Source organism: Pseudomonas abietaniphila, from assembly GCF_900100795.1.
In the GTDB taxonomy this organism is placed as follows: Bacteria; Pseudomonadota; Gammaproteobacteria; order Pseudomonadales; family Pseudomonadaceae; genus Aquipseudomonas; species Aquipseudomonas abietaniphila.
The window spans coordinates 485521-505845 of record NZ_FNCO01000003.1 but is presented as its reverse complement, the minus strand read 5'-3'; the positions used below and the strand labels follow the sequence as shown (position 1 = coordinate 505845).

The following is a 20325-nucleotide window of genomic DNA, read 5'->3' as shown; positions in this document are numbered from 1 at the left end:
TGAATAGCCTGTGGGAACGAGCCTCAGCCCTTGAGCTTGCGCAGATTCCCCAGCACCGACTCCAGCGCCCGGTCGAACAGCAGCGAATCGTCCAGCACGCGAATCGTGCCGCGACGGAATTCGACCGCCAGGCCCATGCGGGTCTTTTCCAGCACCTTCATGCCCGTGCGGTTGACGAACACATAGCGCCCGCTTGGCTCGACGATCGCCGCCAGCTTGCAACGCAGCTTGTGGTCCTCGTCTTCCTGGATTTCAACCCAGCTTCCCAAGCGCAGTTTGTCGACCTGCATCAGCCCTTCATCGTTCTCGGGCAAATGCAGGGACGGCTCGCTGATGACCTGCTCGCCCGGCGCGACCAGCACGATTTCTTCTACCACGGCCATCATCGTCGGACCGTCACCGGGCTCATCGGCCGCGACTTCATCCGCTTCACCGGCCGGACGGGCCACGTGATTGAACGCCTGCACATGCAACGCTTCAAGCTGGCTGAAAAACTCGCTGGTGGCGAACGGGTCGAACGCGGCACTGCTCAGCCCGTCACGCAACGACTTCAACAGCCCCGGCACCAACTCAAGCAGACGCTGACGGGCGTCTGGTTCTTCATGAGGCTCCACGCTCCAGATCAGATCGTCCATCGCCTGAAGACCGGCCTTCCACTCACCCGATTGCTCGCCGTGCTTGAGGCAGGTCAGCAACAGCACCTTGCTCCAGGCTTCCTGCAACAGGCGCACGACAACTTCCGGCAGCGTGCGCCCCAGCAGGCGATCATTGAGCGCTTGCTGAACCCGCTGACGCGCCAGTTCGGCCAACGCGCGGCCTTCTTCGGCGTCACGGGTGCGTTGTTCCAGCAGCTCACTGCGGCGACGTTCGTCACTGGTGAACGCCAGAAAGTCGACCAGCAGTTCGGTGAAGATCGCAGGGTCATCGACGAAGTCGTGCAACAGGCGCTGCACGATCTGATCGATGCGCGTGTACAGCGAATCCCGCTGGCTGTCGTCGCGCCCGCCCCAACCCAGCGCCGCCGAGGCAATTTCATTCAACAGACGACGGGCAGGATGGCTGCCGCGACTGAAGAAACTCTTGTCGATGACAGCCACTTTGAGCATCGGAATCTGCAAACGGCCAATCAACGCGCGCAGCGAGCCGGGCAGGTTGCGGTCATCGAGGATGAATTCGAAGAGCATCGAGATCAGGTTGATCACGTCCTCATCGATGGTGCCCACCGTGCGGAATTTACCGCTGCGCGCACTCACACGGCCGATCAGTTGCTCCAGCTGCGCTCGCAGATCGAAGTCGTCCGGATTTTCCGCGCGGGGCACGTATTGCTGCAGATGCGACAGCAGACGCAGCAGGTCCTGGCTTGAAATCGGCCGAGCCTCGGCGTTGTTATCCGGACGCGGCGTCAGGTTGCCGCGCACATAAACCAGCAGCTCCTGCAAGGCCGAGAAGACTTCCTGAACGCTCTTGTCGAGTTTCTCGGCAGCCTGCACAAGCGCCGCGCTGTCAGCGCGTTGGGCTTCAGTGGCCGGCGCAGTGCTCGAGGAACGATCGGTGGAACGGCGCGACGGCAGCACTTTTAGGTCGGGCAACACACCGGCGGAGATCAGCAGCAGGTTGGCCTCTTCATACAGCTGATCGGCGTTGGTCAACGCGTACTTTTCGAACAGCTTGAGAATGATCAGCTTGACCTTGATTTCGACACCGAGATTGCGACCGGCCTGCAAAAAGAAGTCGCACAGCAGGGTCGGACCGAGCGGGTTGGTTTCATCGGTCAACGGCTGCGGGATGAGTTCGTTCAAGCGCGTGGTGAGCTGGCTCAGCGCCACGCCGTCGCGGTTCACGACCTTGGTGACCATGGCATCAATGGCCACCGTGCGCTCAAGGTCATCGTTGTGAACCAGTGCGAGCTTGTCGAAAGAAACGGGTTCAGAAAGGATCGGCTCGGCGATCTCGTACTGACCGAGACGCAGAAACGCCTCGAAGAATTTGTCCAGGAAGTTTCGTTCGATGCTCTTTCGCTTCAGGCGCAGGTCGCGCATGGCTTCGAAGAACACATTCTGTTCGGCATTGTTGTGCGCCCGGTCCGCCATCTCGAATAAGGTGTCGTCGGCGTTATCGAACAGGGTCTGCAGGCTTTCCTTGAGCTGCTGGGCGGCTTTGTCGCGCACCTGCAACAGAACGACAGGCAGCCGAGCGACAGGCGAGGAACCCGGAAGGTCCGGACCCGTCTTGCTCAAAGGCACCACTTTATTGTCGTTCTGCATCAAGGACTCCTTTAATCCAACATCACTCAACCACGAATGCACAGCCACAACCTGATCGCAAACGGAAGAAGACCTCCGAATGGACGGCGCTCAAAGGTATTGTCCCTGGGGTACACAGGCGGAACGTCAAAGCTATGACGTCAAATACAAGGCGAATTATGTTTTAAATGCGGCCCGCTCGCCAGCGGACTCTTCGCCTTGATTGAAATAATAGGAGGGGACGAAGAAGCATGTGCAGCGATAGACCACGAAAATCGCATTCTGTCGCACGAGAAGCGAAAAAACCGACAGAGTGCAGCCGATACACTCAAACGGGTGATGCGGTGCAGGTGGGTTGGTACAGTCGACTGCCTTATACTCCGGGCACTTAGTAAGTGGAGCCCGATATGCCGAATCTACGTCTTGCCACGCTGACCGCTGAAATCGAAGCCAACGTACGCCGTGCGTTGCTTGAAGACGTCGGCAGTGGCGACATCACCGCGCAACTGATTCCCGCCGAGCGCCTGGCCAAGGCCACCGTGATCTCCCGCGATGCTGCAGTCATCGCGGGCACAGCCTGGGTCGACAGCGTTTTTCGTCAGCTGGATCAGCGCGTCGCGGTGCATTGGCAAGTCGCCGACGGTGAGCGGGTCAAACCCAATCAACCGCTGTTCCACCTCGAAGGCCCCGCCCGCTCGCTGCTGACGGGCGAGCGCAGCGCGCTCAACTTCCTGCAAATGCTTTCAGGCGTCGCCACTCGCGCCCAGCATTACGCCGACATGGTCGCCGACACCCAGGTCAAACTGCTCGACACCCGCAAAACCCTGCCGGGCCTGCGACTGGCGCAGAAATACGCCGTGACCTGCGGCGGTTGCCATAACCACCGAATCGGCCTGTTTGACGCCTTCCTGATCAAGGAAAACCACATCGCCGCCTGCGGCGGTATCGCCGAAGCCATCACCGCTGCACACAAGATTGCGCCCGGCAAACCAGTGGAAGTCGAAGTCGAAAGCCTCGACGAACTGAAACAAGCCCTCGACGGCGGCGCCGACATCATCATGCTCGACGAACTGAGCCTGGACGACATGCGCGAAGCCGTCCGCCTCACGGCGGGCAAAGCCAAACTCGAAGCCAGCGGCGGCGTCACCGATGCCACACTGCGCACCATCGCCGAGACCGGCGTGGATTACATCTCGATTGGCACGCTGACCAAGGATGTGAAGGCCGTGGATCTGTCGATGCGGCTGAGCGTTTGACGGACGCCGTCGCGCCGACTCACGAACACCGCAAACCTGTAGGAGCGCGCTTGCCCGCGATTGCGGTGGGTCATTCACCCTCAGTGTTGTCAGACACACCGCAATCGCGGGCAAGCGCGCTCCTACAGGATGTCGAACCCTCCAGAAACGAAAAAGCCCGGTCTTGAAGACCGGGCTTTTTGTGCTTCTGGTGCCGAAAATAGGAATCGACCAACACGACTTTCGACCAGCATCTATTGATGCATCAGCACCAGATAACCCACATCCGTATACCTAAACATATACCTAAACCACAATCTGCCGTAAGCAAATGCGCTGTTGAGAGGACATTTGCGCGCGGCAGGTTTCACGATAATGTGAGGCGCCTAAAAGTGCCGCATCTTATGGAAGTGATCATGGCCTCAGAAAACCCAGCATCACGTCTCAACGCTGTGCTTCAAGTCATCATCAGCGCCAAAGGCTCCTCATCAGCACGACATGTGTGGGCCGACGCCCTGCAAATTGACAGCGCGGACCAAGCCAAGCTGATGATCGGGATAGGGGAAACGATCAAAGCCGCTACCGAAGTGGCTGCGTTGATGAACGAGAAAATCCCCGCGATAAAGTCGCAGACAGATGAATGGCTCGGGTGGATTAACACTGCCTTCTTCAGCCAAGCCATTAACGCTCACATCGATACCTTCAAACAGCATTATCCTGTCCAAGCAAGCTACTACCTACAAATGGCAGCGGACCTGCTTGAGCCAATGTCCGCAAAACCCATGCCCCTTGAGCAACTCCAAAAGTTCAAAGACGCCCTTTATCAAGTGAAGGAGGATGTCCTCGCAAGCGGGCTGGAGCCGAAGGTGGTCGAGTATCTGGTGAAGTCCATTCAAAAGATCCTAACTGCGCTCGATCAGTACGTCATCAGCGGCTCTGTACCTGTCATCGACTCTATCGAGCTTTTGGTCGGGCATGCATTTGTAGACAGAGACTACGGGGACGCATTGCGAACCTCTGTCGGCCAAAAAGTAATGAACGTCGTCGGTTTGATCGCAAACGCTATGGCTATTACCGCTGGAGTATCTCCAGATGCTCTGCCTAAGCTTGGCCAACAGGTCGTGGCGATGATTACTCAACAAGGTTAATTGGCTATTTCAGCCTACCGGCCAGCGGCACTCGCCCCATCAGTCGCTCATGCTCCGCCTTCGCGGATTCGTGTCGTGCGTCCAGATAATCGGCAAAATCGTTTACGTGTACGCCTCGGGCTGACTTCTGGCTCTGCTCCAAGGCGACGATCGGCAGATCGACCGCGCCGGCGGCGACTTTGCTTTTCAGCTTTTCTGGCGTCAGGTGAGTGAAGTAGTCGGAGCAGATCCGCTCCAAGGGAATGATGACCTGGCCATCATACTGGGCCATAAGTAGGAATAGCGTTTTCATCGAATCACTATTACTGCCCCATGATCATCCGGTACCGCCGCTGATACTCCTCGTACGAGACGTTCTCCTGCATCAGCTTCTGTACTTGCTCACGCTGGAAATCTTCCTTGCTCATCGGTTGCGCAGCAGCGGCGGGGTTTGGTGCATAGGATGGGGCACGTACCGGGGCAGGAGCCACCGGCGTGCTATACCCCAAATAGTTCACTGGCTGCGACACCTGCCCAAGATTGCCAAGGCACTGGTACTTGATCGAAACCTGCCAGGCCGAACATTCGCCAAAGCCTCGCCGCGCCTGGCAGGTTTGCGTCTTCCCACCGAACGGCTCGGCGTCGGCATAGCCCCACAACGCGCATTTGGATTTGGCGATGGTATACGCCTGATTGTTGTCGACCACCGGCGTTTCCAGGCTATTGAAGTCGTATGCCACATCGATAACGCCGTCCGCGCGGCTTCCGCCTGTTGCGTAGAAATCCTTGTGAGTGGAGCAGGCAGCAAGCGAAACGAACAAGCCAGCGATCAAGACTGCGCGCATCTGGACATCCTTGTGGTGGGAGGGGGCAAAAAATGTCGGCGGAATATATCAAAGCGTATCGCTGTGACGGCAACTATCAGCAGACAAATAATTCCGCCCCTGATGGGAGCATAGGTTGCCAGAGCGTGGAAACCTCCTTGGCAACCTTCGTCTTGGAAACCTGAGTCGCAGGCCGTCGGCTAAATCTGGACCAAGCCCGCCAGTTGTTCTCCACCCCTAGGAATCACTTCCAGAGAGCATTCAGCTTTTTAACGCCTGGTGGATGGTGTACCCGGAACAGAACCGTCCGAGGCATTTGAAGTCATGCCAGTCAGGCCGCCATTGAGCAGAGGAAGAGTGTTCAGACCGCAGATTCATTCTAAACAGTATCCAATTCAAGAGTACTTCAAAGGCCGTAACGCGCATTTAGCTCATCGATCGATACCTGATATTTTGTAAACAACGAGCTGGCTGATGACTTCGCCGTCCTAGGATTAGTCGTCAGCTGGATCGAACGATATTTCCCCCCATTAGTTTGGACGGTCAATGGTACGATCTCATCAAAGGGAACATCAAAAAAGACATATGGGCTGGCCTTGTCCTGATATTGATCCAAAAATCTTGGGTCTTTGTCGCCGACCAAAATCAGACGGTCATAAGTCTTTTTACTCGACTCTCCCATTGGCTTCGACCATGCCCATCGCAGCGTCGGCGAACCACCCGATCCGAGGCGTCGCACCGCGACATTGAGGGCTGAGTACTTGATCTCGAGCTTTAGTAGGCCTCCAGCCGTCAAAATGTCGTGCCCTGCGTTGTGTGTCGTAATCGTGCCGTTGATCGACTCGGAAACTAACCACTCACCCCGCATACCTTGAGCCAAGGAGTTATGAGCCGTAAGCAGGGCGAGCTTACCTTGAAGTATCTTCACCTCTGCAATCAGAGCTTCATTCTCAGCTACAAGGCGTGCATTTTCGCCCGCTAGGTCCTTCTCTCTCATGCTCCCTACCACCATATAATTTCCAGTCTTTTGGCTAGCTATCTTAGCCGTGAATGATCAGCAGAGCTTCATGTCCTATGGACTGACGCCACCATGAAGCCTGAATCGCTCTAACGCGTCGGGGTGTTAATGGTGTTAACTCCCGGCGCGCAATTCAGCCGCAGATCTTGCCTACCGATCTGCGTACATTCACTGCGCACCGCGCGGCCTCACGCGCAGGGGTGTTGTCTTTGAATACAGCAGTGTTGTATTTCCCCCCTCCACATCCTGGAACGAACACGCCTAGGCTTCGTACCTTTCGTACCGGAAAGGCTGAACGGCGCGGATATCAGATGGATACCCGACATGGATACCAATGACGGAAACTCATGCGTTTGGCATACTTCTGCGCTCCTCAACTGTACCGAGGGACAATCATGGATCGTGTTGTTTGGACGGGGTGCGTGGGCTTTTCGTCGCTCGCGCGCTTTTCTCGTACGCTGCTTTCGGTGCGGCGCTGGCCGACGAATTTCGACTGATCGATTATTTCTCGGTTATTTCCACCGTCGCGACGGCAGTAGCGGCGTATGCGGCCTGGCGCGCCGCGAGTGCTGTTCAGAAGCAATCTTTCGATTCGGCCTTGAGTGGCCGCCAGCAGCTATATCGCATGCACGTCGAATCTTTCAATGAGTGGTTGGATGGCATCGAGGCAGATCAACAGGTCGTCTTTTTACCGCAGGCATGAGCTCTACGAATCGATGTTTCCTACCAACCGAAACCCCGCTCTGACGTTCATCGAGACCGGGGATAGGGAAATCGCAGCGTGGGAGCAGTCGTTCAAGCAGCTCGATGACTTAGCCTGCATACCCAAGAGGCCTGATAGAAGAACGGTAGAGCACTGGGTTTCTGACTACACATTTCTCAAAAGCTACTTGAGGTTTACCGCACTTGATCCCGAACGAGACCAAGTACGGCTTGACGGGCATACTCCATCCGGAGTGTCGCGGGAAAACATTGAGAAAGTATTACCGGTTGTGGCCGTGGTGCTTTCCTCACTGGCCGGGTTTGCCTTTGTCGGCGGACGGAGCAGCTCACAGGGCATGAGTACCGAGTTCAAAGTTGCATTTATCGAGTTCGTCGACGCAATCCAGATTAACGGATGGCATCAGCACCAATATGGTTAACCGAAGCTGTTAGTTTCCGCCTTATAGCTACGGGTCTGCGAGTAGCCGCGCCAGCCTATCCTCATACGGTTCTTCATGATTCGAATCGTCGATACCGTAAGCCTACCGCTCGGCCTTGATTAGCTTGAGCTCTGCGTCGACGCCGACATTCAACGACAGAGCAAAATCGGCCTGATCGTCGGGCGTTACCTCGGCTTTCCGTAGGGACTGTCTGAGCCGGCCAGCGATCTGCTCCCACTCCTCCAGTCGAACGATCTGGGCAAGCACTACATCGGCGCGCTTGTCGGAGAAATCCGCAACCGCCTGGAATCTTCACGCAGATCCGGCTCGGTGCGATCAGTGCGTGAGTTCTGCGTGAAACCAAGATCGAACGGCCGACTTACCTACGAATACGACTACGACTAACCCGAGTGATGACGAAAAGGAACCGAACGCAACAAAAGACAACCCCGCCTTTGCGGGGCTGGCTGTCTACTGAGGTTTCGGTCGAACAGGAGAGAACTGCGGTAAATCTGATGAAGCGTGTTTGGTGCCGAAAATAGGAATCGAACCTACGACCTTCGCGTTACGAGTGCGCTGCTCTACCGACTGAGCTATTTCGGCGTAGACTTAAATTATCAGCAGCCATCTACAAGAGCAATCAGCGGCACCACCATGCTGATCTCTGCGCATGACGCTTGGGATTTTTCAGATTTTCGAGGGAAGAAGTGACGTTAATCAGCCTTGAAGCCTTGATTGCAATCGGCGACAGCAGCCGGCGTACCTGGTGGCGGAGAATTTCTGACAATCCGTCCTTTCAGAAAGGAACAGACCCAAAAGGCCGCACCGTCATCTCGATCAACGCAGCCAGAGAGTTTGTCGCTTTGCCGCATGACGACAGCACCTTGGCGATGTTGATGGCTGCAGACGCAGGGGATCCTGATTCGCAGAACGATGCGGGGCTTATGTACAGCGAACTGGAAAACCACCGAGCGGCCGTCTATTGGTGGCGAGCCGCTGCGGAGCAAGAGAATGCCGACGCCATGCAGTTGTTGGGCAAATGCTATATCGAGGGTATAGGGGTCGATGTAGATGAAGACGCCGGAATCATGTGGATCGCCCGTGCGGCTACCCATGGGCACATCATCGCCCGCACACAACTGAAAGGACTCCGGCCGTTCATTGATTGGCGCTCATTAGAGCTGCCACCCGTTGAATGACCCATTCACCTGCGTGCCATCCGTTAGCTGGCATTAATTTAGCTGTGCCAACTGCTGACTCAGGACTCAATCGCCCTGCCGCCATCAATGTGCTGCCCACTTATCTGCCCGAAACAAGCAGCTGACAACAATGGCACATGAATTGCTCGCACTTCACCGGACGCCAAAATCCCAACCAGAGGAATGATTTATGAAGTCGGTTCAAAAGGGTTTTACGCTCATCGAATTGATGATCGTTGTAGCCATCGTCGGCATATTGGCTGCGATCGCTATTCCTGCATATCAGGATTACATTGCTCGCTCCCAGATGACGGAAGCGCTGACACTGGCAAGCGGCCTCAAGACCAACGTCACTGAAGTGTTCGCCCAGGACGGTTCTTGCCCAACTAACGGCACAAACGGCATCGCGACTGCAACGGACATCAAGGGCAACTACGTTACCTCCGTAACGACTGCTGGCACCGCAGCTGCTTCGGGTGGTTGCACTATCGAAGCGCTGATGAGTTCGACTACAGCATCGAAAGGCATTCAGGGCGCGAAGCTGAAATTGACTCTGGGCAATGCTGACACAGGGTCGAACACGTGGACTTGCACGTCTGACGCGGCTCAGAAATACCTGCCGAAGGCTTGCAGCGGCGGCAGCGGGTCGTAACAGAAATTTGAGAGTTGAGATAACTCTCGAAGCTAGCGTCATGAACAAAAACGCCCCACCTGGTGGGGCGTTTTTGTTGCTGACAAGACCGCCTGCCCGCTCTGGACAATTACCGTTGCAATCAGGGAGTCGCTTTAAAATGCCCACGATTGGAATCGGCGCCAGACTGCGCTATAAACCAACCACTGTAAGCGTCTGGTGGTGTTATGACTGATGTTGTTCTAACCGGTTTGGCCAAGCAATTGGTCGTGGCCGAACTGCTCACTGAAAAAGCCGCTCAGCAGGCTTACCAACAGGCGCGCAGGGACAAGCTTTCTCTCGTCAGCTATCTGGTTCAAAACAAACTCGTTAACAGCCTCGTTCTGGCTGAAATGGCTTCGGACCAGTTCGGCATTCCGTTTCTAGACCTTAATACGCTGGACAAAGAGGCCCAGCCCAAAGGCCTCGTAAGCGAAAAGCTGGTTCGCCAACATTGTGCGCTTCCTCTGTGGCGGCGGGGCAACAAGCTTTTTGTCGGAATTTCTGACCCTACCAATCACCAGGCTATTACCGATATCCAGTTCAGCACCGGCCTGAACACCGAAGCGATCCTGGTGGAGGACGAGAAGCTCACGAGCGCGATCGATAAATTCTTCGACACCCACAGCGGGTTAGGGGAAATGGCTGATGTCGATCTCGGTCTTGAGATCGAGACCGTTGACGACAGCAAAGAGACGCTGATTGGCGCTCAAGACGTCGACGATGCGCCGGTCGTACGGTTCGTCAACAAGATGCTGATGGACGCCATCCGTCTCGGCTCCTCCGACTTGCACTTCGAGCCTTACGAAAAGATTTTTCGCGTACGACTGCGCACAGACGGCATCCTTCATGAGGTTGCCAAGCCGCCAACGCAGTTGGCTGGCCGTATCGCAGCGCGCCTGAAAGTGATGGCAGGGCTGGATATCTCTGAGCGTCGCAAACCGCAAGACGGTCGTATCAAGCTGCGAATTTCAAAAAATCGTGCGATCGATTTTCGCGTCAACACTCTTCCCACCTTGTGGGGAGAGAAAATTGTGATGCGTATCCTCGACCCCACCAGTGCTCAGATGGGCATTGACGCGCTAGGGTACGAGGCCGACCAGAAAGAGTTGTATCTGGAAGCGCTTCGCAAGCCGCAGGGGATGATTCTCGTCACGGGGCCGACGGGTTCTGGCAAGACGGTGTCGTTGTATACCGGTCTCAACATTTTAAATACGCCAGACATCAATATCTCAACGGCCGAAGACCCCGTGGAAATTAACCTGGAGGGCATCAACCAGGTCAACGTCAATCCTCGCCAAGGGCTGGACTTCTCTCAAGCGCTGCGTGCATTTCTTCGACAGGACCCGGATGTCATCATGGTCGGTGAAATTCGAGATCTGGAAACGGCAGAAATTGCGATCAAGGCTTCTCAGACCGGCCATATGGTGCTTTCCACCCTGCACACCAACAGCGCTGCGGAGACATTGACGCGCTTGCATCATATGGGCGTTGCAGCGTTCAACATTGCGACGGCTATCAATCTGATCATCGCTCAGCGCCTGGCCCGTAAGCTATGTACGTTTTGCAAAAAGGAAATCGACATCCCTCGTGAAACCTTGATCGCCGAAGGCTTCCCTGAGGAAAAAATCGGATCTTTCAAGCTGTACTCCCCGGTCGGATGCGAGCAGTGCAACGCTGGCTATAAGGGCCGTGTAGGCATTTATGAGGTCGTGAAAAGCACGCCCGCGCTGGAACGTATCATCATGGAAGAAGGCAATTCGCTGGACATCTCTGCACAGATGCGAAAGGACGGTTTCAACGATCTACGTACTTCAGGCCTCATGAAAGCCATGCAAGGCTTGACCAGCCTTGAGGAAATCAATCGAGTGACCAAGGACTGAACATGGCGACTAAAGCAGTAAAAGTCAGCGTTTATGCTTGGGAAGGGCTCGATAAAAAAGGCACCAAGATTACCGGAGAACTCAACGGCCATAACCCCGCGTTGGTGAAAGCACAACTGCGCAAGCAAGGCATCAACCCAACCAAGGTCAAGAAAAAGACCGCGTCCATCTTTGGTAAAGGCAAAAAGATAAAGCCGCTGGACATTGCGTTCTTCAGCCGTCAAATGGCAACCATGATGAAGGCTGGCGTCCCCCTGTTGCAGTCGTTCGATATCATCAGCGAGGGTGCAGATAATCCGAACATGAAGAAACTCGTGGACGATATCAAACAAGAAGTCGCCGCAGGGCACAGCTTCGCAACCGCACTAAGAAAAAAACCCGAATATTTTGACGACCTCTTCTGCAACCTGGTGGACGCGGGTGAGCAGGCAGGTGCTCTGGAATCGTTGCTTGATCGTGTCGCCACCTACAAGGAAAAGACAGAATCCTTGAAAGCAAAGATCAAGAAAGCGATGACTTATCCCATCGCGGTCGTCGTTGTCGCCTTTATCGTTACGGGTATTCTGCTGATTAAAGTGGTGCCGCAATTTCAGGCCATTTTTGCTGGATTTGGTGCCGAGCTGCCGGCGTTCACGCTGATGGTCGTTGGACTTTCCGAGGCCGTTCAGGGTTACTGGTACATCATTCTGGCTGCGTTGATATTAGCTTTCATACTGTTCAAGCGAGCGTACAAAAGCTCGGAGAAATTCCGAAACTGGCTTGATCGAGCACTGCTCAAAGTTCCTGTGGTAGGTCCACTTCTCTTTAAATCAGCTGTTGCCCGGTACGCTCGGACACTTGCAACCACATTTGCGGCAGGCGTACCACTGGTTGAAGCGCTTGACTCGGTAGCAGGAGCAACTGGGAACGTCGTATTCAGAAACGCGGTGCAAAAGGTCAAGCAGGACGTATCAACAGGCATGCAGCTCAACTTTTCCATGCGCAGTACTGGCGTGTTCCCAATGCTCGCGGTACAGATGACCGCCATTGGCGAGGAGTCAGGCGCACTGGATTCGATGCTGGATAAAGTGGCGACGTATTATGAAGACGAAGTCGATAACATGGTCGATAGCCTCACCAGCCTGATGGAACCGATCATCATGGCGGTTCTTGGCGTCATCGTCGGCGGACTCGTCATCGCCATGTACCTCCCCATCTTCCAGCTCGGAAACGCGGTTTAACATGTCCCTCCTCGACCTCTTGGCCAGCTCCCCGCTGGCCTTCATTTTATGCACCCTCGTTTTAGGCCTGCTCGTCGGCAGCTTCCTCAACGTCGTCGTTTACCGCCTGCCGAAGATGATGCTGCGCGACTGGAAAGTTCAGGCGCGGGAAGTGCTTGAGCTGCCTGCCGAGCCGCAAACCGAAACCTTCAACCTGATCCTCCCGCATTCGCGCTGCCCGCACTGCGCTCACAAGATCCGTGCGTGGGAGAATCTGCCGGTGGTGAGCTATCTGTTCCTCGGCGGCAAGTGTTCGAGCTGCAAGGCGCCGATCAGTAAGCGTTATCCGTTGGTGGAGTTTGCCTGTGGATTGATGTCAGCGTTTGTGGCGTGGCATTTCGGGTTTGGGTGGCAAGCGGGGGCGGTGTTGCTGTTGAGTTGGGGCTTGCTGTCGATGAGCCTGATCGATGCCGATCACCAGCTGTTGCCCGATGCGATTGTGCTGCCGCTGTTGTGGCTGGGGCTGATCGTCAATGCCTTCGGGCTGTTTGCTTCGCTGACCGATGCGTTGTGGGGCGCGGTCTTCGGGTATCTGGCGTTGTGGTGTGTGTTTTGGCTGTTCAAGCTGATCACCGGCAAGGAAGGCATGGGCTACGGCGATTTCAAGTTGCTGGCGATGCTTGGCGCCTGGGGCGGCTGGCAGATTTTGCCGCTGACGATTCTTTTGTCTTCGATTGTCGGTGCAGTGTTGGGCCTGATTTTGCTGCGCATGCGCAACGTCGAAACCAGCACGCCGATCCCCTTCGGTCCTTATCTGGCCATCGCGGGGTGGATCGCACTGCTCTGGGGTGATCAAATAACGACTTCGTATTTGCAGATCGCCGGTTTCAGATGATTGCTTCCGAACCACAACCCGCTACAAAACCCTGGATTCTTGGCCTCACTGGCGGCATTGGCAGTGGCAAGAGTGCGGCTGCGCAGTGCTTTGTCGACCTGGGCATTCATCTGGTGGACGCCGATAACGCGGCCCGCTGGGTGGTGGAGCCGGGGCGCCCTGCCCTCGCGCAAATTGCCGAGCACTTCGGCGCGGGCGTGTTGCAGACCGACGGCACGCTGAACCGTGCAGCGTTGCGCGAACTGATCTTCAAGGATCCGCAGCAGCGGGCTTGGCTGGAAGGTTTGCTGCACCCGTTGATTCGCGAGGAGATCAAGCAGTACCTGGCCCGCGCGCAATCGCCTTATGCGATTCTGGTGTCGCCGCTGCTGCTGGAGACTTCGCAGCATCAGATGGTCCAGCGCGTGCTCGTGATTGATGTGCCCGAGGCGGTGCAGATCGAACGCACAGTGCTGCGTGACAAGACCAACGAAGCGCAGGTTCGGGCGATTCTCAAGGCACAGGCCAGCCGCGAGGAACGTCTAAGCCGCGCCGATGATGTGATCGTCAATGACAGCGACCCGGCCTGGCTGAAAAGCGAGGTCGAGCGACTGCATCACGTTTATCTAACTTTGCGTGGAGGCCAATGATGAGCCAACCAATGACCGTCGATTGTCCAACCTGCGGAGCCCCGGTGGAATGGACGCCGGAGAGCAAATTCCGGCCGTTCTGTTCGGACCGCTGCAAGCTGATCGACCTGGGCGCCTGGGCGTCGGAAGAACATGCGATTCCCGTGGCGCCAGACGCTGAGGACGAGTTGTTTTCGGGTGATTTCGATCCGCGGCAGCATTGATCGAGCCCAGAACAGACTGACGACCTAGGACCTGTAGGAGACGTCCGAGGTTACGAGGGCAGCGAATGCGGTGGGTCAGTTAACAATGATGTGTAAGACGTACCGCATTCGCCAGCAAGCCGGCTCCTACACGTAATGCGAGTTGCTTCCCGGTGATTTCGATCCACGGCAGCATTGATCGAATCCCCGACTGACTGACGACCCGCTCACTGACAACTCGGACCCTGTAGGAGACGTCCGAGGTTACGAGGGCAGCGAATGCGGTGGGTCAGTTACCAATGATGTGTAAGACATACCGCATTCGCGAGCAAGCTCGCTCCCACAGGTAATGCGTGGCGTCAGTATCTGACATATCGCATTCGCCCGATTGCAGCTCGCAGCAAGCCGGCTTGCGTCCAAAGAACTTTAAGTATCCCCATCATCGCTCCACGGCTCGGACAGGTAACGCGTGCGGTTGAACGTTTCCAGCCACTCGGGGCAGAACACCACCAGGGCGGTGACGATCATCCCGTTGATAAAGGCCTCGGGGAAGATGATCAGCCAGAGATAGCCGATGAAATCTCCCAGCCATTCCGGCATCGCAAACAGCCCGTCGAACCACAGCACCCCCATGGCGACCAATACGCACGCCAGCGCGACCAGTGCCGCGGCAAAGAATCCTGAGCAGAAGATGTAGGTAAACGGATTTTTTGGTTGGGCTCGCTCGACAATCAGCGAGCAGCCTTCGGTGATCAACACCGGCATCACGACCAACAACAGACCGTTGACCCCAAGCGACGCCAAGTCCTGACGCCCCATCGCCAACAGCCCAAGCTGAGCAATCAACCCGCCGACGATCGCCAACGGCCAGCCCAGCAACAAGGTGACGGCGGTCATGCCCAGGAGGTGGTACGAAACGCCGGTGTCGAAGTCCCGGCGCATCAACCACAGCAGAAACAACGCGAACACCGTGCCGAACAGCAGGTGCTGGCGTCGCGTATCGCTGAATAGTTCAACCCAAGGACAGCGCCACACCGCCCACAGCAGCAGGGGCACATAAAAGAACCAGGCGAGGATCATGGTTTGCGAGGTGAGCACTTGGGTTCCGATCATGATGAAGGGCTCTTCTGGGTTCGGATAAGAAGCAGTCTACTCCTGCTAAAACAGTCTGCGTGTCCAAACCAAAAACACCCGATGGAGCGTATTTATTCGCCCGATCGGGTGCTTCAGTGATCAACTTTTTTGCAGATCAGTCGAGCTTACGCTGCGGTGCGCCGTGAACCATGGTGTAGGCGTAGTCGACACCCATGCCGTAAGCGCCGCTGTGCTCCAGGACCAGTTGCATGACCGCTTCGTAGGTTTCCTTGTGTGCCCAGTCGCGCTGGAACTCGAGCAGGACTTGTTGCCAGGTCACGGGGACCGCGCCCGCCTGAATCATGCGCTGCACCGACATGTCGTGTGCTTCTTTGGTCGTGCCACCCGAGGCGTCGGTGACGATGTACACCTCGTAGCCTTCAGCCAGGGCGTCCAGCGTCGGGAAGTTCAGGCAGACCTCGGTCCACAGTGCTGCGATGATCAGTTTCTTGCGGCCGGTCGCCTTGACCGCCTCTACCAACTTCTTGTCTTCCCAGGAGTTCATCGAGGTGCGTTCGATGGGCTGTTGCTCCGGGTGTACCGCCAGCAGTTCAGGCCAGATGTAGCCGCTGAAGCTCTTGGTTTCAACCGAGGTGAAGATCGTCGGTACGTTGAAGATCTTGGCGGCTTTGGCCAGGCCGACCGTGTTGTTCTTCAGTGTTTGACGATCGATCGACTGCACGCCGAAGGCCATTTGCGGCTGATGGTCGATCAGGATCAGAGCAGAGTTGGTTGGGTTCAGCAGTTCGCGGATAGACATGGCATGTTCCTTTAGATGTCGAAAAGTCAGTAGGGGTTAGCCGCTCTGGCTCGTGGGTCTGCCCGTTGAGCTGTTTGCTTGCTGGCTTGGGAGTAAATGTACGGACTGGTCGACCTTGGAACAATCCCATAGAATTGAGACTCATTGTTTCCATATTAGGGACGTTAATGGACCGTATCGAATGCATGCGTGCTTTTGTCGCCACCGTCGGCGCCAATGGCTTTGCCGCGGCCGCCCGTGCGCTGGACGTACCACGCTCGAAAGTCAGCAAACAGATTCAGGCACTGGAGGAAGCCATTGGCGTACAGCTTCTCCAACGGACGACGCGCAGCCTGCACCTGACAGAAGCAGGCGCCGAGTACTACGACGCCTGTCGTGATGTCATCGCCTCTCTGGACGAGGCCGAACAGCGAGCGCGTACCGGGATGGGTGAGATTCGGGGCGTGTTACGTGTCAACGCGCCAATGTCTTTCGGGCTTAGCCGCCTGGGCCCGCTGATCCCGCTGTTCAACGAGCGTCACCCCAACGTCGAACTGCAAGTGGTGTTGAGTGACCAGCAGGTGGACCCGGTGAAGGGCGGGTTTGACGTGACGATCCGGATCGCCAGCCTGCCGGACTCATCAATGGTCGCGCGCGCGTTGGCGCCAGCGCCACGGGTCATGGTCGCCTCCCCGGCGTATCTCGCCAAAGAGGGCGTACCGCAGTCGCCAAAGGACCTGAGCAACCACAAATTCCTGAGTTACGGCTATCTGCAGAGCGGCATCAGCCTGCAATTGTGCAACGGCAAGGAAACCCAGCGTGTGACCGTGAGCGGGCCGTTGCACGCGAACAACGGGGACATCCTGGCGCAAGCGGCTGTCTCGGGAATGGGCATCGCGTTGCTGCCGAACTTCATCGTCGAACGGGCCGTGGCCGACGGGCGATTGAAACCAGTGCTGTGCGAATGGGAGGCGCCCGCGATTTCGGTGAATGCGGTGTATCCATCGGCACGCCGGGTGCCGATGAAAACGCGGGCGTTCATTGATTTTCTGGTGGCGGAACTGGCGCTGGGCACCGCTGGCTTTTGAGGCGACTCAGGGCTGTGTGAGAGCGCCACGCAGGGATTCTGAACTGTCGAACTGCGCCTGGCTGACGACCTTGCCGTTGTGCAGCTTGAGCATGAGCACCTTATCCACATCGCCGGAATAGCGCGGCACGACGCGTGACTCGCGATCCAGCATCACGCGATAGGAATAGGCGCGCATCGCAGGGACGGCAAACATTTTCGCGATAATGGCCGGCATCTTCTGGATGTCGGCGACGAACACCGCATGGCGCGACTCAAGAAACGTCTTGGGCGTGTCCTGCAATGCACCGTTGACGATTTTCGCCGCGTCCATGCTGCGCGCGACCAACAGAATCTGCGCATCGTTGCCGAACGTGTAGGGCTGGTCGTACTGGTCGAGCAAGGTCCAGGGGGCAAGTGTGTCGCCGACTTCCACCGCATTGGCGGCGAAAGGAAGCAAAGCGATGAACAGCAGGGTCCAGAGTTTCAAGCGAGCGCTCCCGCGACAAAGATAGGGAAAAACCGTGTCGCGGATTCTAGCTGATTATCCGGCTACGCAAACCGTTGAAGCCCTGCGCAGCCGACACGATCAACCCCCTCTCAACCGACCCTTCAAGCGACGGCGCCCACCGGCTCTTGGCCCGCAAGCACCGCCGCGAGGCTCGCCAGCACCATTTCGCCCATGCGCGTGCGCGTCTGCACGGTCGCGCTGGCACGGTGAGGCTGCAGCACCACGGTTTCAAGGCCGAACAACACGTCCGGCACGTTCGGCTCTTCGACGAACACATCCAGCCCGGCACCGGCAATCGATCCGGATTCCAGCGCTGCGATCAGGTCCGGTTCGTTCACCAGACTGCCCCGCGCCACGTTGATCAGGTAGCCCTCCGCGCCCAAGGCTTGCAGCACCTTGGCGTTGATGATGCCCTTGGCGTTGTCGGCGGCGGCCGCCACGATCAAGGCGTCGCTTTGACGCGCCAACTCCACCAGGTCACTGACGAAGGTGTACGGCACATCGCTCATGGTGTTGAGGTCGGTGTAGCTGATGGGGCAGCCAAACGCCGCCGCACGCGTGGCAACCGCACGCCCTACCCGCCCGAGCCCGACAATGCCGATGCGCATGCCGCTGAACTGGCGCGCCAGCGGCAGTGGCACCAACGGCGTTGCAGTCCTGGCCCATTCGCCGGAACGCACATAACGATCTCCCGTTCCGAGCCCTCGGCACGCGGAGATGAGCAGGCCGATCGCAAGGTCGGCCACGTCTTCGGTGAGTGCGCCGATGGTGGCGGTGACACGAATGCCGCGATCACGGGCATAGCCCAGGTCCACCGCGTCAGTGCCGACGCCATTGACCGCGATCACTTCCACCTTCGGCAACTGCTCCAGCACCTCGCGCTTGATGCCGGTATGGCCGCCGGTGACCACGCCACGGATGTTGGGGCCATGTTCACGCAAATACGCCGCCTTGTCGGTCTGCTGAAAATAAGGGCGTACGGTGTACAGCGCGTTCAGCTTCGCGTTGACGTCCGGAATCAGAATCGGGCTTAGCTGGAGGATTTCAGGTTTCATCGAAGTCTCGCTCATATCGGATTCAGACGGGTTCAACCACGGCCCACGAACGGCATGTTGGTGGCCATGACGGTCATGTTCAGCACGTTGGCCGACAGCGGCAGCGCGGAGATGTAACGCACCGCGTCGGCGATGTGTTTGACGTCGATCATCGGCTCGACCGCAATCGAGCCATTGGCCTGACGCACGCCTTTGGTCATGCGTACCGACAACTCGGTCAACGCGTTGCCGATATCGATCTGGCTGCAGGCGATGTTGAACTCGCGACCGTCCAGCGCCAGGCTTTTGGTCAGCCCCAGGACGGCGTGTTTACTGGCGGTGTAAGGGCCGGTGAACGGACGCGGAACGTGCGCGGAGATCGAACCGTTGTTGATGATCCGGCCACCCTGCGGCGACTGTTTGCGCATCAGGCCGAAGGCGCCACGGCTGCACAGGAAAACGCCGGTGACGTTGGTGTCGATCACGCTCAGCCACTTCCCCACCGGCAGCTCATCCATCGGCACGGCAGGGGCGTTGACGCCCGCGTTGTTGAACACCACGTCGAGTCGGCCGTAGACCTCTTCGATGGTCGCGAACAGCGCGTCGACGCTGGCCGGATCGCGCACGTCGGTGGACACCGCCAGCGCTTCGCCGCCTTGTTCCCGCGCCAAGGCAACCAGCTCTTCCAGTGGCTCGATGCGACGTCCAGTCACCACCACTTTGTAACCGTCTTCCAGCAGACCCAGCGCCACGGCGCGGCCGATCCCGCTGCCTGCGCCCGTCACCAAGGCAATTTTCGGAAGGGATTGTTCAGTCATTGTTGTTCTCCTGATGCTCGTCTGAGTGCTGCTCGTCTGAGTGCTGTGTGTTCAAAAGGGGTCAGTCAGCAGGACGGCTGCCGATTCGTACTTCAAATTCGCCGATCCCGCTGATGCCGCCGTTGATCACGTCACCCGCTTCCAGCGATGCGACGCCTGGCGGTGTGCCGGTCATGATCAGGTCACCCGCGCGCAGGCTGACCGAATGAGAAAGCTGGCTGACGATTTCGCTGACCGACCAGATCTGGCTTTCGAGGTCAGAGCGCTGGCGCTCGACACCGTTGACGCTGAGCCAGATCGCGCCCTGCCTCGGATGGCCGTCGCGGCTCGCAGGCAAGATCGGGGTGATGGGCGCAGAACCGTCGAATGCCTTGGCCGGCTCCCATGGATTGCCGACGGCCTTCGCGGCCATTTGCAGATCGCGGCGCGTCAGGTCCAGGCCCGCGGCGTAACCCCAGACGTGGTCAAGTGCCTGCTCTTCGCTGATCTCAAAACCGTCTTTGCCAATGGCCACGACCAGTTCGATTTCGTGGCAGAACTGTTGGGTCTGCGTTGGAAATGCCAGTTCGCCCATGGCGTCGATCACCGAGGTGGCGGGCTTCATGAAATAGGCGGGCACTTCACGCACGGCATTCTGCGCATCGCCCCAGTGGTAGTTTCGCCCCAGGCAAAACACGCGAGCGACGGGGAAACGCGCATCACTGCCGCTGACCGGTAGACTGGCAATACGCGTGGGTTCGAATACAAAGTTGCTCATGGCATTTCCTCATGGCCCGA

At 57.3% G+C, this 20325-nt stretch carries 22 protein-coding genes and 1 tRNA gene; 12 read left to right on the top strand and 11 right to left on the bottom strand.

Annotated elements, in window-relative coordinates; genetic code table 11:
- Nucleotides 1-23 precede the first annotated feature (23 nt).
- Nucleotides 24-2264 (bottom strand): DUF1631 domain-containing protein, encoded by a 2241-nt coding sequence (locus BLS87_RS09060; RefSeq protein WP_074752137.1) that lies wholly within the window; start codon nucleotides 2262-2264, stop codon nucleotides 24-26.
- A gap of 386 nt (nucleotides 2265-2650) precedes the next feature.
- Here BLS87_RS09060 and nadC point away from each other — a divergent pair, with 386 nt between their 5' ends.
- Entirely contained in the window at nucleotides 2651-3499 is an 849-nt protein-coding gene (nadC, locus tag BLS87_RS09055) for a carboxylating nicotinate-nucleotide diphosphorylase (RefSeq protein ID WP_074752136.1), read from the top strand.
- 395 nt (nucleotides 3500-3894) lie between these two features.
- A complete protein-coding gene (locus tag BLS87_RS09050; RefSeq protein WP_074752135.1) occupies nucleotides 3895-4626 on the top strand; it encodes a hypothetical protein in 732 nt (243 codons plus the stop codon).
- Nucleotides 4627-4630: 4 nt separating this feature from the next.
- On the opposite strand, the gene BLS87_RS09045 is transcribed toward BLS87_RS09050, so the two are convergent.
- The 3 genes from BLS87_RS09045 to BLS87_RS09035 all read right to left on the bottom strand — a co-directional run bounded on the left by BLS87_RS09045 (nucleotide 4631) and on the right by BLS87_RS09035 (nucleotide 6426).
- Nucleotides 4631-4918 (bottom strand): pyocin activator PrtN family protein, encoded by a 288-nt coding sequence (locus BLS87_RS09045; RefSeq protein ID WP_074752134.1) that lies wholly within the window; start codon nucleotides 4916-4918, stop codon nucleotides 4631-4633.
- 10 nt (nucleotides 4919-4928) lie between these two features.
- Nucleotides 4929-5450, bottom strand: a complete 522-nt coding sequence (gene yecR, locus BLS87_RS09040; RefSeq protein WP_074752133.1) for a YecR family lipoprotein — start codon at nucleotides 5448-5450, stop codon at nucleotides 4929-4931.
- A 385-nt stretch (nucleotides 5451-5835) separates the two neighbouring features.
- Entirely contained in the window at nucleotides 5836-6426 is a 591-nt protein-coding gene (locus BLS87_RS09035) for a hypothetical protein (RefSeq protein WP_143024339.1), read from the bottom strand.
- Between the two features lie 430 nt (nucleotides 6427-6856).
- Here BLS87_RS09035 and BLS87_RS09030 point away from each other — a divergent pair, with 430 nt between their 5' ends.
- Both BLS87_RS09030 and BLS87_RS09025 read left to right on the top strand, forming a co-directional pair.
- Complete coding sequence (locus tag BLS87_RS09030; protein ID WP_074752131.1) at nucleotides 6857-7150, top strand: hypothetical protein; 294 nt, start codon at nucleotides 6857-6859, stop codon at nucleotides 7148-7150.
- Nucleotides 7151-7163: 13 nt separating this feature from the next.
- Nucleotides 7164-7589 carry a hypothetical protein gene (locus BLS87_RS09025; protein WP_074752130.1) on the top strand — a complete coding sequence of 142 codons (426 nt, stop codon included), beginning with the start codon at nucleotides 7164-7166 and terminating at the stop codon, nucleotides 7587-7589.
- Between the two features lie 527 nt (nucleotides 7590-8116).
- Here the strand turns inward: BLS87_RS09025 and BLS87_RS09020 are convergent.
- Nucleotides 8117-8192 (bottom strand) — tRNA-Thr (locus BLS87_RS09020).
- 104 nt (nucleotides 8193-8296) lie between these two features.
- Here BLS87_RS09020 and BLS87_RS09015 point away from each other — a divergent pair.
- The 7 genes from BLS87_RS09015 to yacG all read left to right on the top strand — a co-directional run bounded on the left by BLS87_RS09015 (nucleotide 8297) and on the right by yacG (nucleotide 14267).
- The gene (locus tag BLS87_RS09015; protein ID WP_074752129.1) at nucleotides 8297-8788 is read left to right on the top strand and encodes a tetratricopeptide repeat protein; all 492 of its coding nucleotides are present in this window, start codon (nucleotides 8297-8299) and stop codon (nucleotides 8786-8788) included.
- A gap of 190 nt (nucleotides 8789-8978) precedes the next feature.
- Nucleotides 8979-9440, top strand: a complete 462-nt coding sequence (locus BLS87_RS09010; RefSeq protein WP_074752128.1) for a pilin — start codon at nucleotides 8979-8981, stop codon at nucleotides 9438-9440.
- Nucleotides 9441-9646: 206 nt separating this feature from the next.
- Nucleotides 9647-11341 carry a type IV-A pilus assembly ATPase PilB gene (gene pilB, locus BLS87_RS09005; protein ID WP_074752127.1) on the top strand — a complete coding sequence of 565 codons (1695 nt, stop codon included), beginning with the start codon at nucleotides 9647-9649 and terminating at the stop codon, nucleotides 11339-11341.
- Between the two features lie 2 nt (nucleotides 11342-11343).
- On the top strand, nucleotides 11344-12561 hold the full coding sequence (locus tag BLS87_RS09000) for a type II secretion system F family protein (RefSeq protein WP_074752126.1): 1218 nt from the start codon (nucleotides 11344-11346) through the stop codon (nucleotides 12559-12561).
- 1 nt (nucleotide 12562) lies between these two features.
- The gene (locus BLS87_RS08995; protein WP_074752125.1) at nucleotides 12563-13435 is read left to right on the top strand and encodes a prepilin peptidase; all 873 of its coding nucleotides are present in this window, start codon (nucleotides 12563-12565) and stop codon (nucleotides 13433-13435) included.
- Nucleotides 13432-14064, top strand: a complete 633-nt coding sequence (gene coaE / locus BLS87_RS08990) for a dephospho-CoA kinase (RefSeq protein ID WP_074752124.1) — start codon at nucleotides 13432-13434, stop codon at nucleotides 14062-14064. The genes BLS87_RS08995 and coaE overlap by 4 nt, the downstream gene beginning before the upstream one ends.
- A complete protein-coding gene (gene yacG / locus BLS87_RS08985) occupies nucleotides 14064-14267 on the top strand; it encodes a DNA gyrase inhibitor YacG (RefSeq protein WP_062378727.1) in 204 nt (67 codons plus the stop codon). The genes coaE and yacG overlap by 1 nt, the downstream gene beginning before the upstream one ends.
- A gap of 405 nt (nucleotides 14268-14672) precedes the next feature.
- On the opposite strand, the gene BLS87_RS08980 is transcribed toward yacG, so the two are convergent.
- Entirely contained in the window at nucleotides 14673-15359 is a 687-nt protein-coding gene (locus BLS87_RS08980) for an energy-coupling factor ABC transporter permease (RefSeq protein WP_074752123.1), read from the bottom strand.
- 136 nt (nucleotides 15360-15495) lie between these two features.
- Entirely contained in the window at nucleotides 15496-16140 is a 645-nt protein-coding gene (locus tag BLS87_RS08975) for a hydrolase (protein ID WP_074752122.1), read from the bottom strand.
- 167 nt (nucleotides 16141-16307) lie between these two features.
- Between BLS87_RS08975 and BLS87_RS08970 the strand changes: the two genes are divergently transcribed.
- The gene (locus tag BLS87_RS08970; protein ID WP_074752121.1) at nucleotides 16308-17207 is read left to right on the top strand and encodes a LysR family transcriptional regulator; all 900 of its coding nucleotides are present in this window, start codon (nucleotides 16308-16310) and stop codon (nucleotides 17205-17207) included.
- A 6-nt stretch (nucleotides 17208-17213) separates the two neighbouring features.
- On the opposite strand, the gene BLS87_RS08965 is transcribed toward BLS87_RS08970, so the two are convergent.
- The 4 genes from BLS87_RS08965 to BLS87_RS08950 all read right to left on the bottom strand — a co-directional run bounded on the left by BLS87_RS08965 (nucleotide 17214) and on the right by BLS87_RS08950 (nucleotide 20305).
- The gene (locus BLS87_RS08965; protein WP_074752120.1) at nucleotides 17214-17675 is read right to left on the bottom strand and encodes a hypothetical protein; all 462 of its coding nucleotides are present in this window, start codon (nucleotides 17673-17675) and stop codon (nucleotides 17214-17216) included.
- 122 nt (nucleotides 17676-17797) lie between these two features.
- Nucleotides 17798-18751, bottom strand: coding sequence for a 2-hydroxyacid dehydrogenase (locus BLS87_RS08960; RefSeq protein WP_074752119.1), 954 nt, complete (start codon nucleotides 18749-18751; stop codon nucleotides 17798-17800).
- A gap of 32 nt (nucleotides 18752-18783) precedes the next feature.
- The gene (locus BLS87_RS08955; RefSeq protein ID WP_074752118.1) at nucleotides 18784-19548 is read right to left on the bottom strand and encodes an SDR family oxidoreductase; all 765 of its coding nucleotides are present in this window, start codon (nucleotides 19546-19548) and stop codon (nucleotides 18784-18786) included.
- 61 nt (nucleotides 19549-19609) lie between these two features.
- Nucleotides 19610-20305 carry a fumarylacetoacetate hydrolase family protein gene (locus BLS87_RS08950; RefSeq protein ID WP_074752117.1) on the bottom strand — a complete coding sequence of 232 codons (696 nt, stop codon included), beginning with the start codon at nucleotides 20303-20305 and terminating at the stop codon, nucleotides 19610-19612.
- Nucleotides 20306-20325 lie beyond the last annotated feature (20 nt).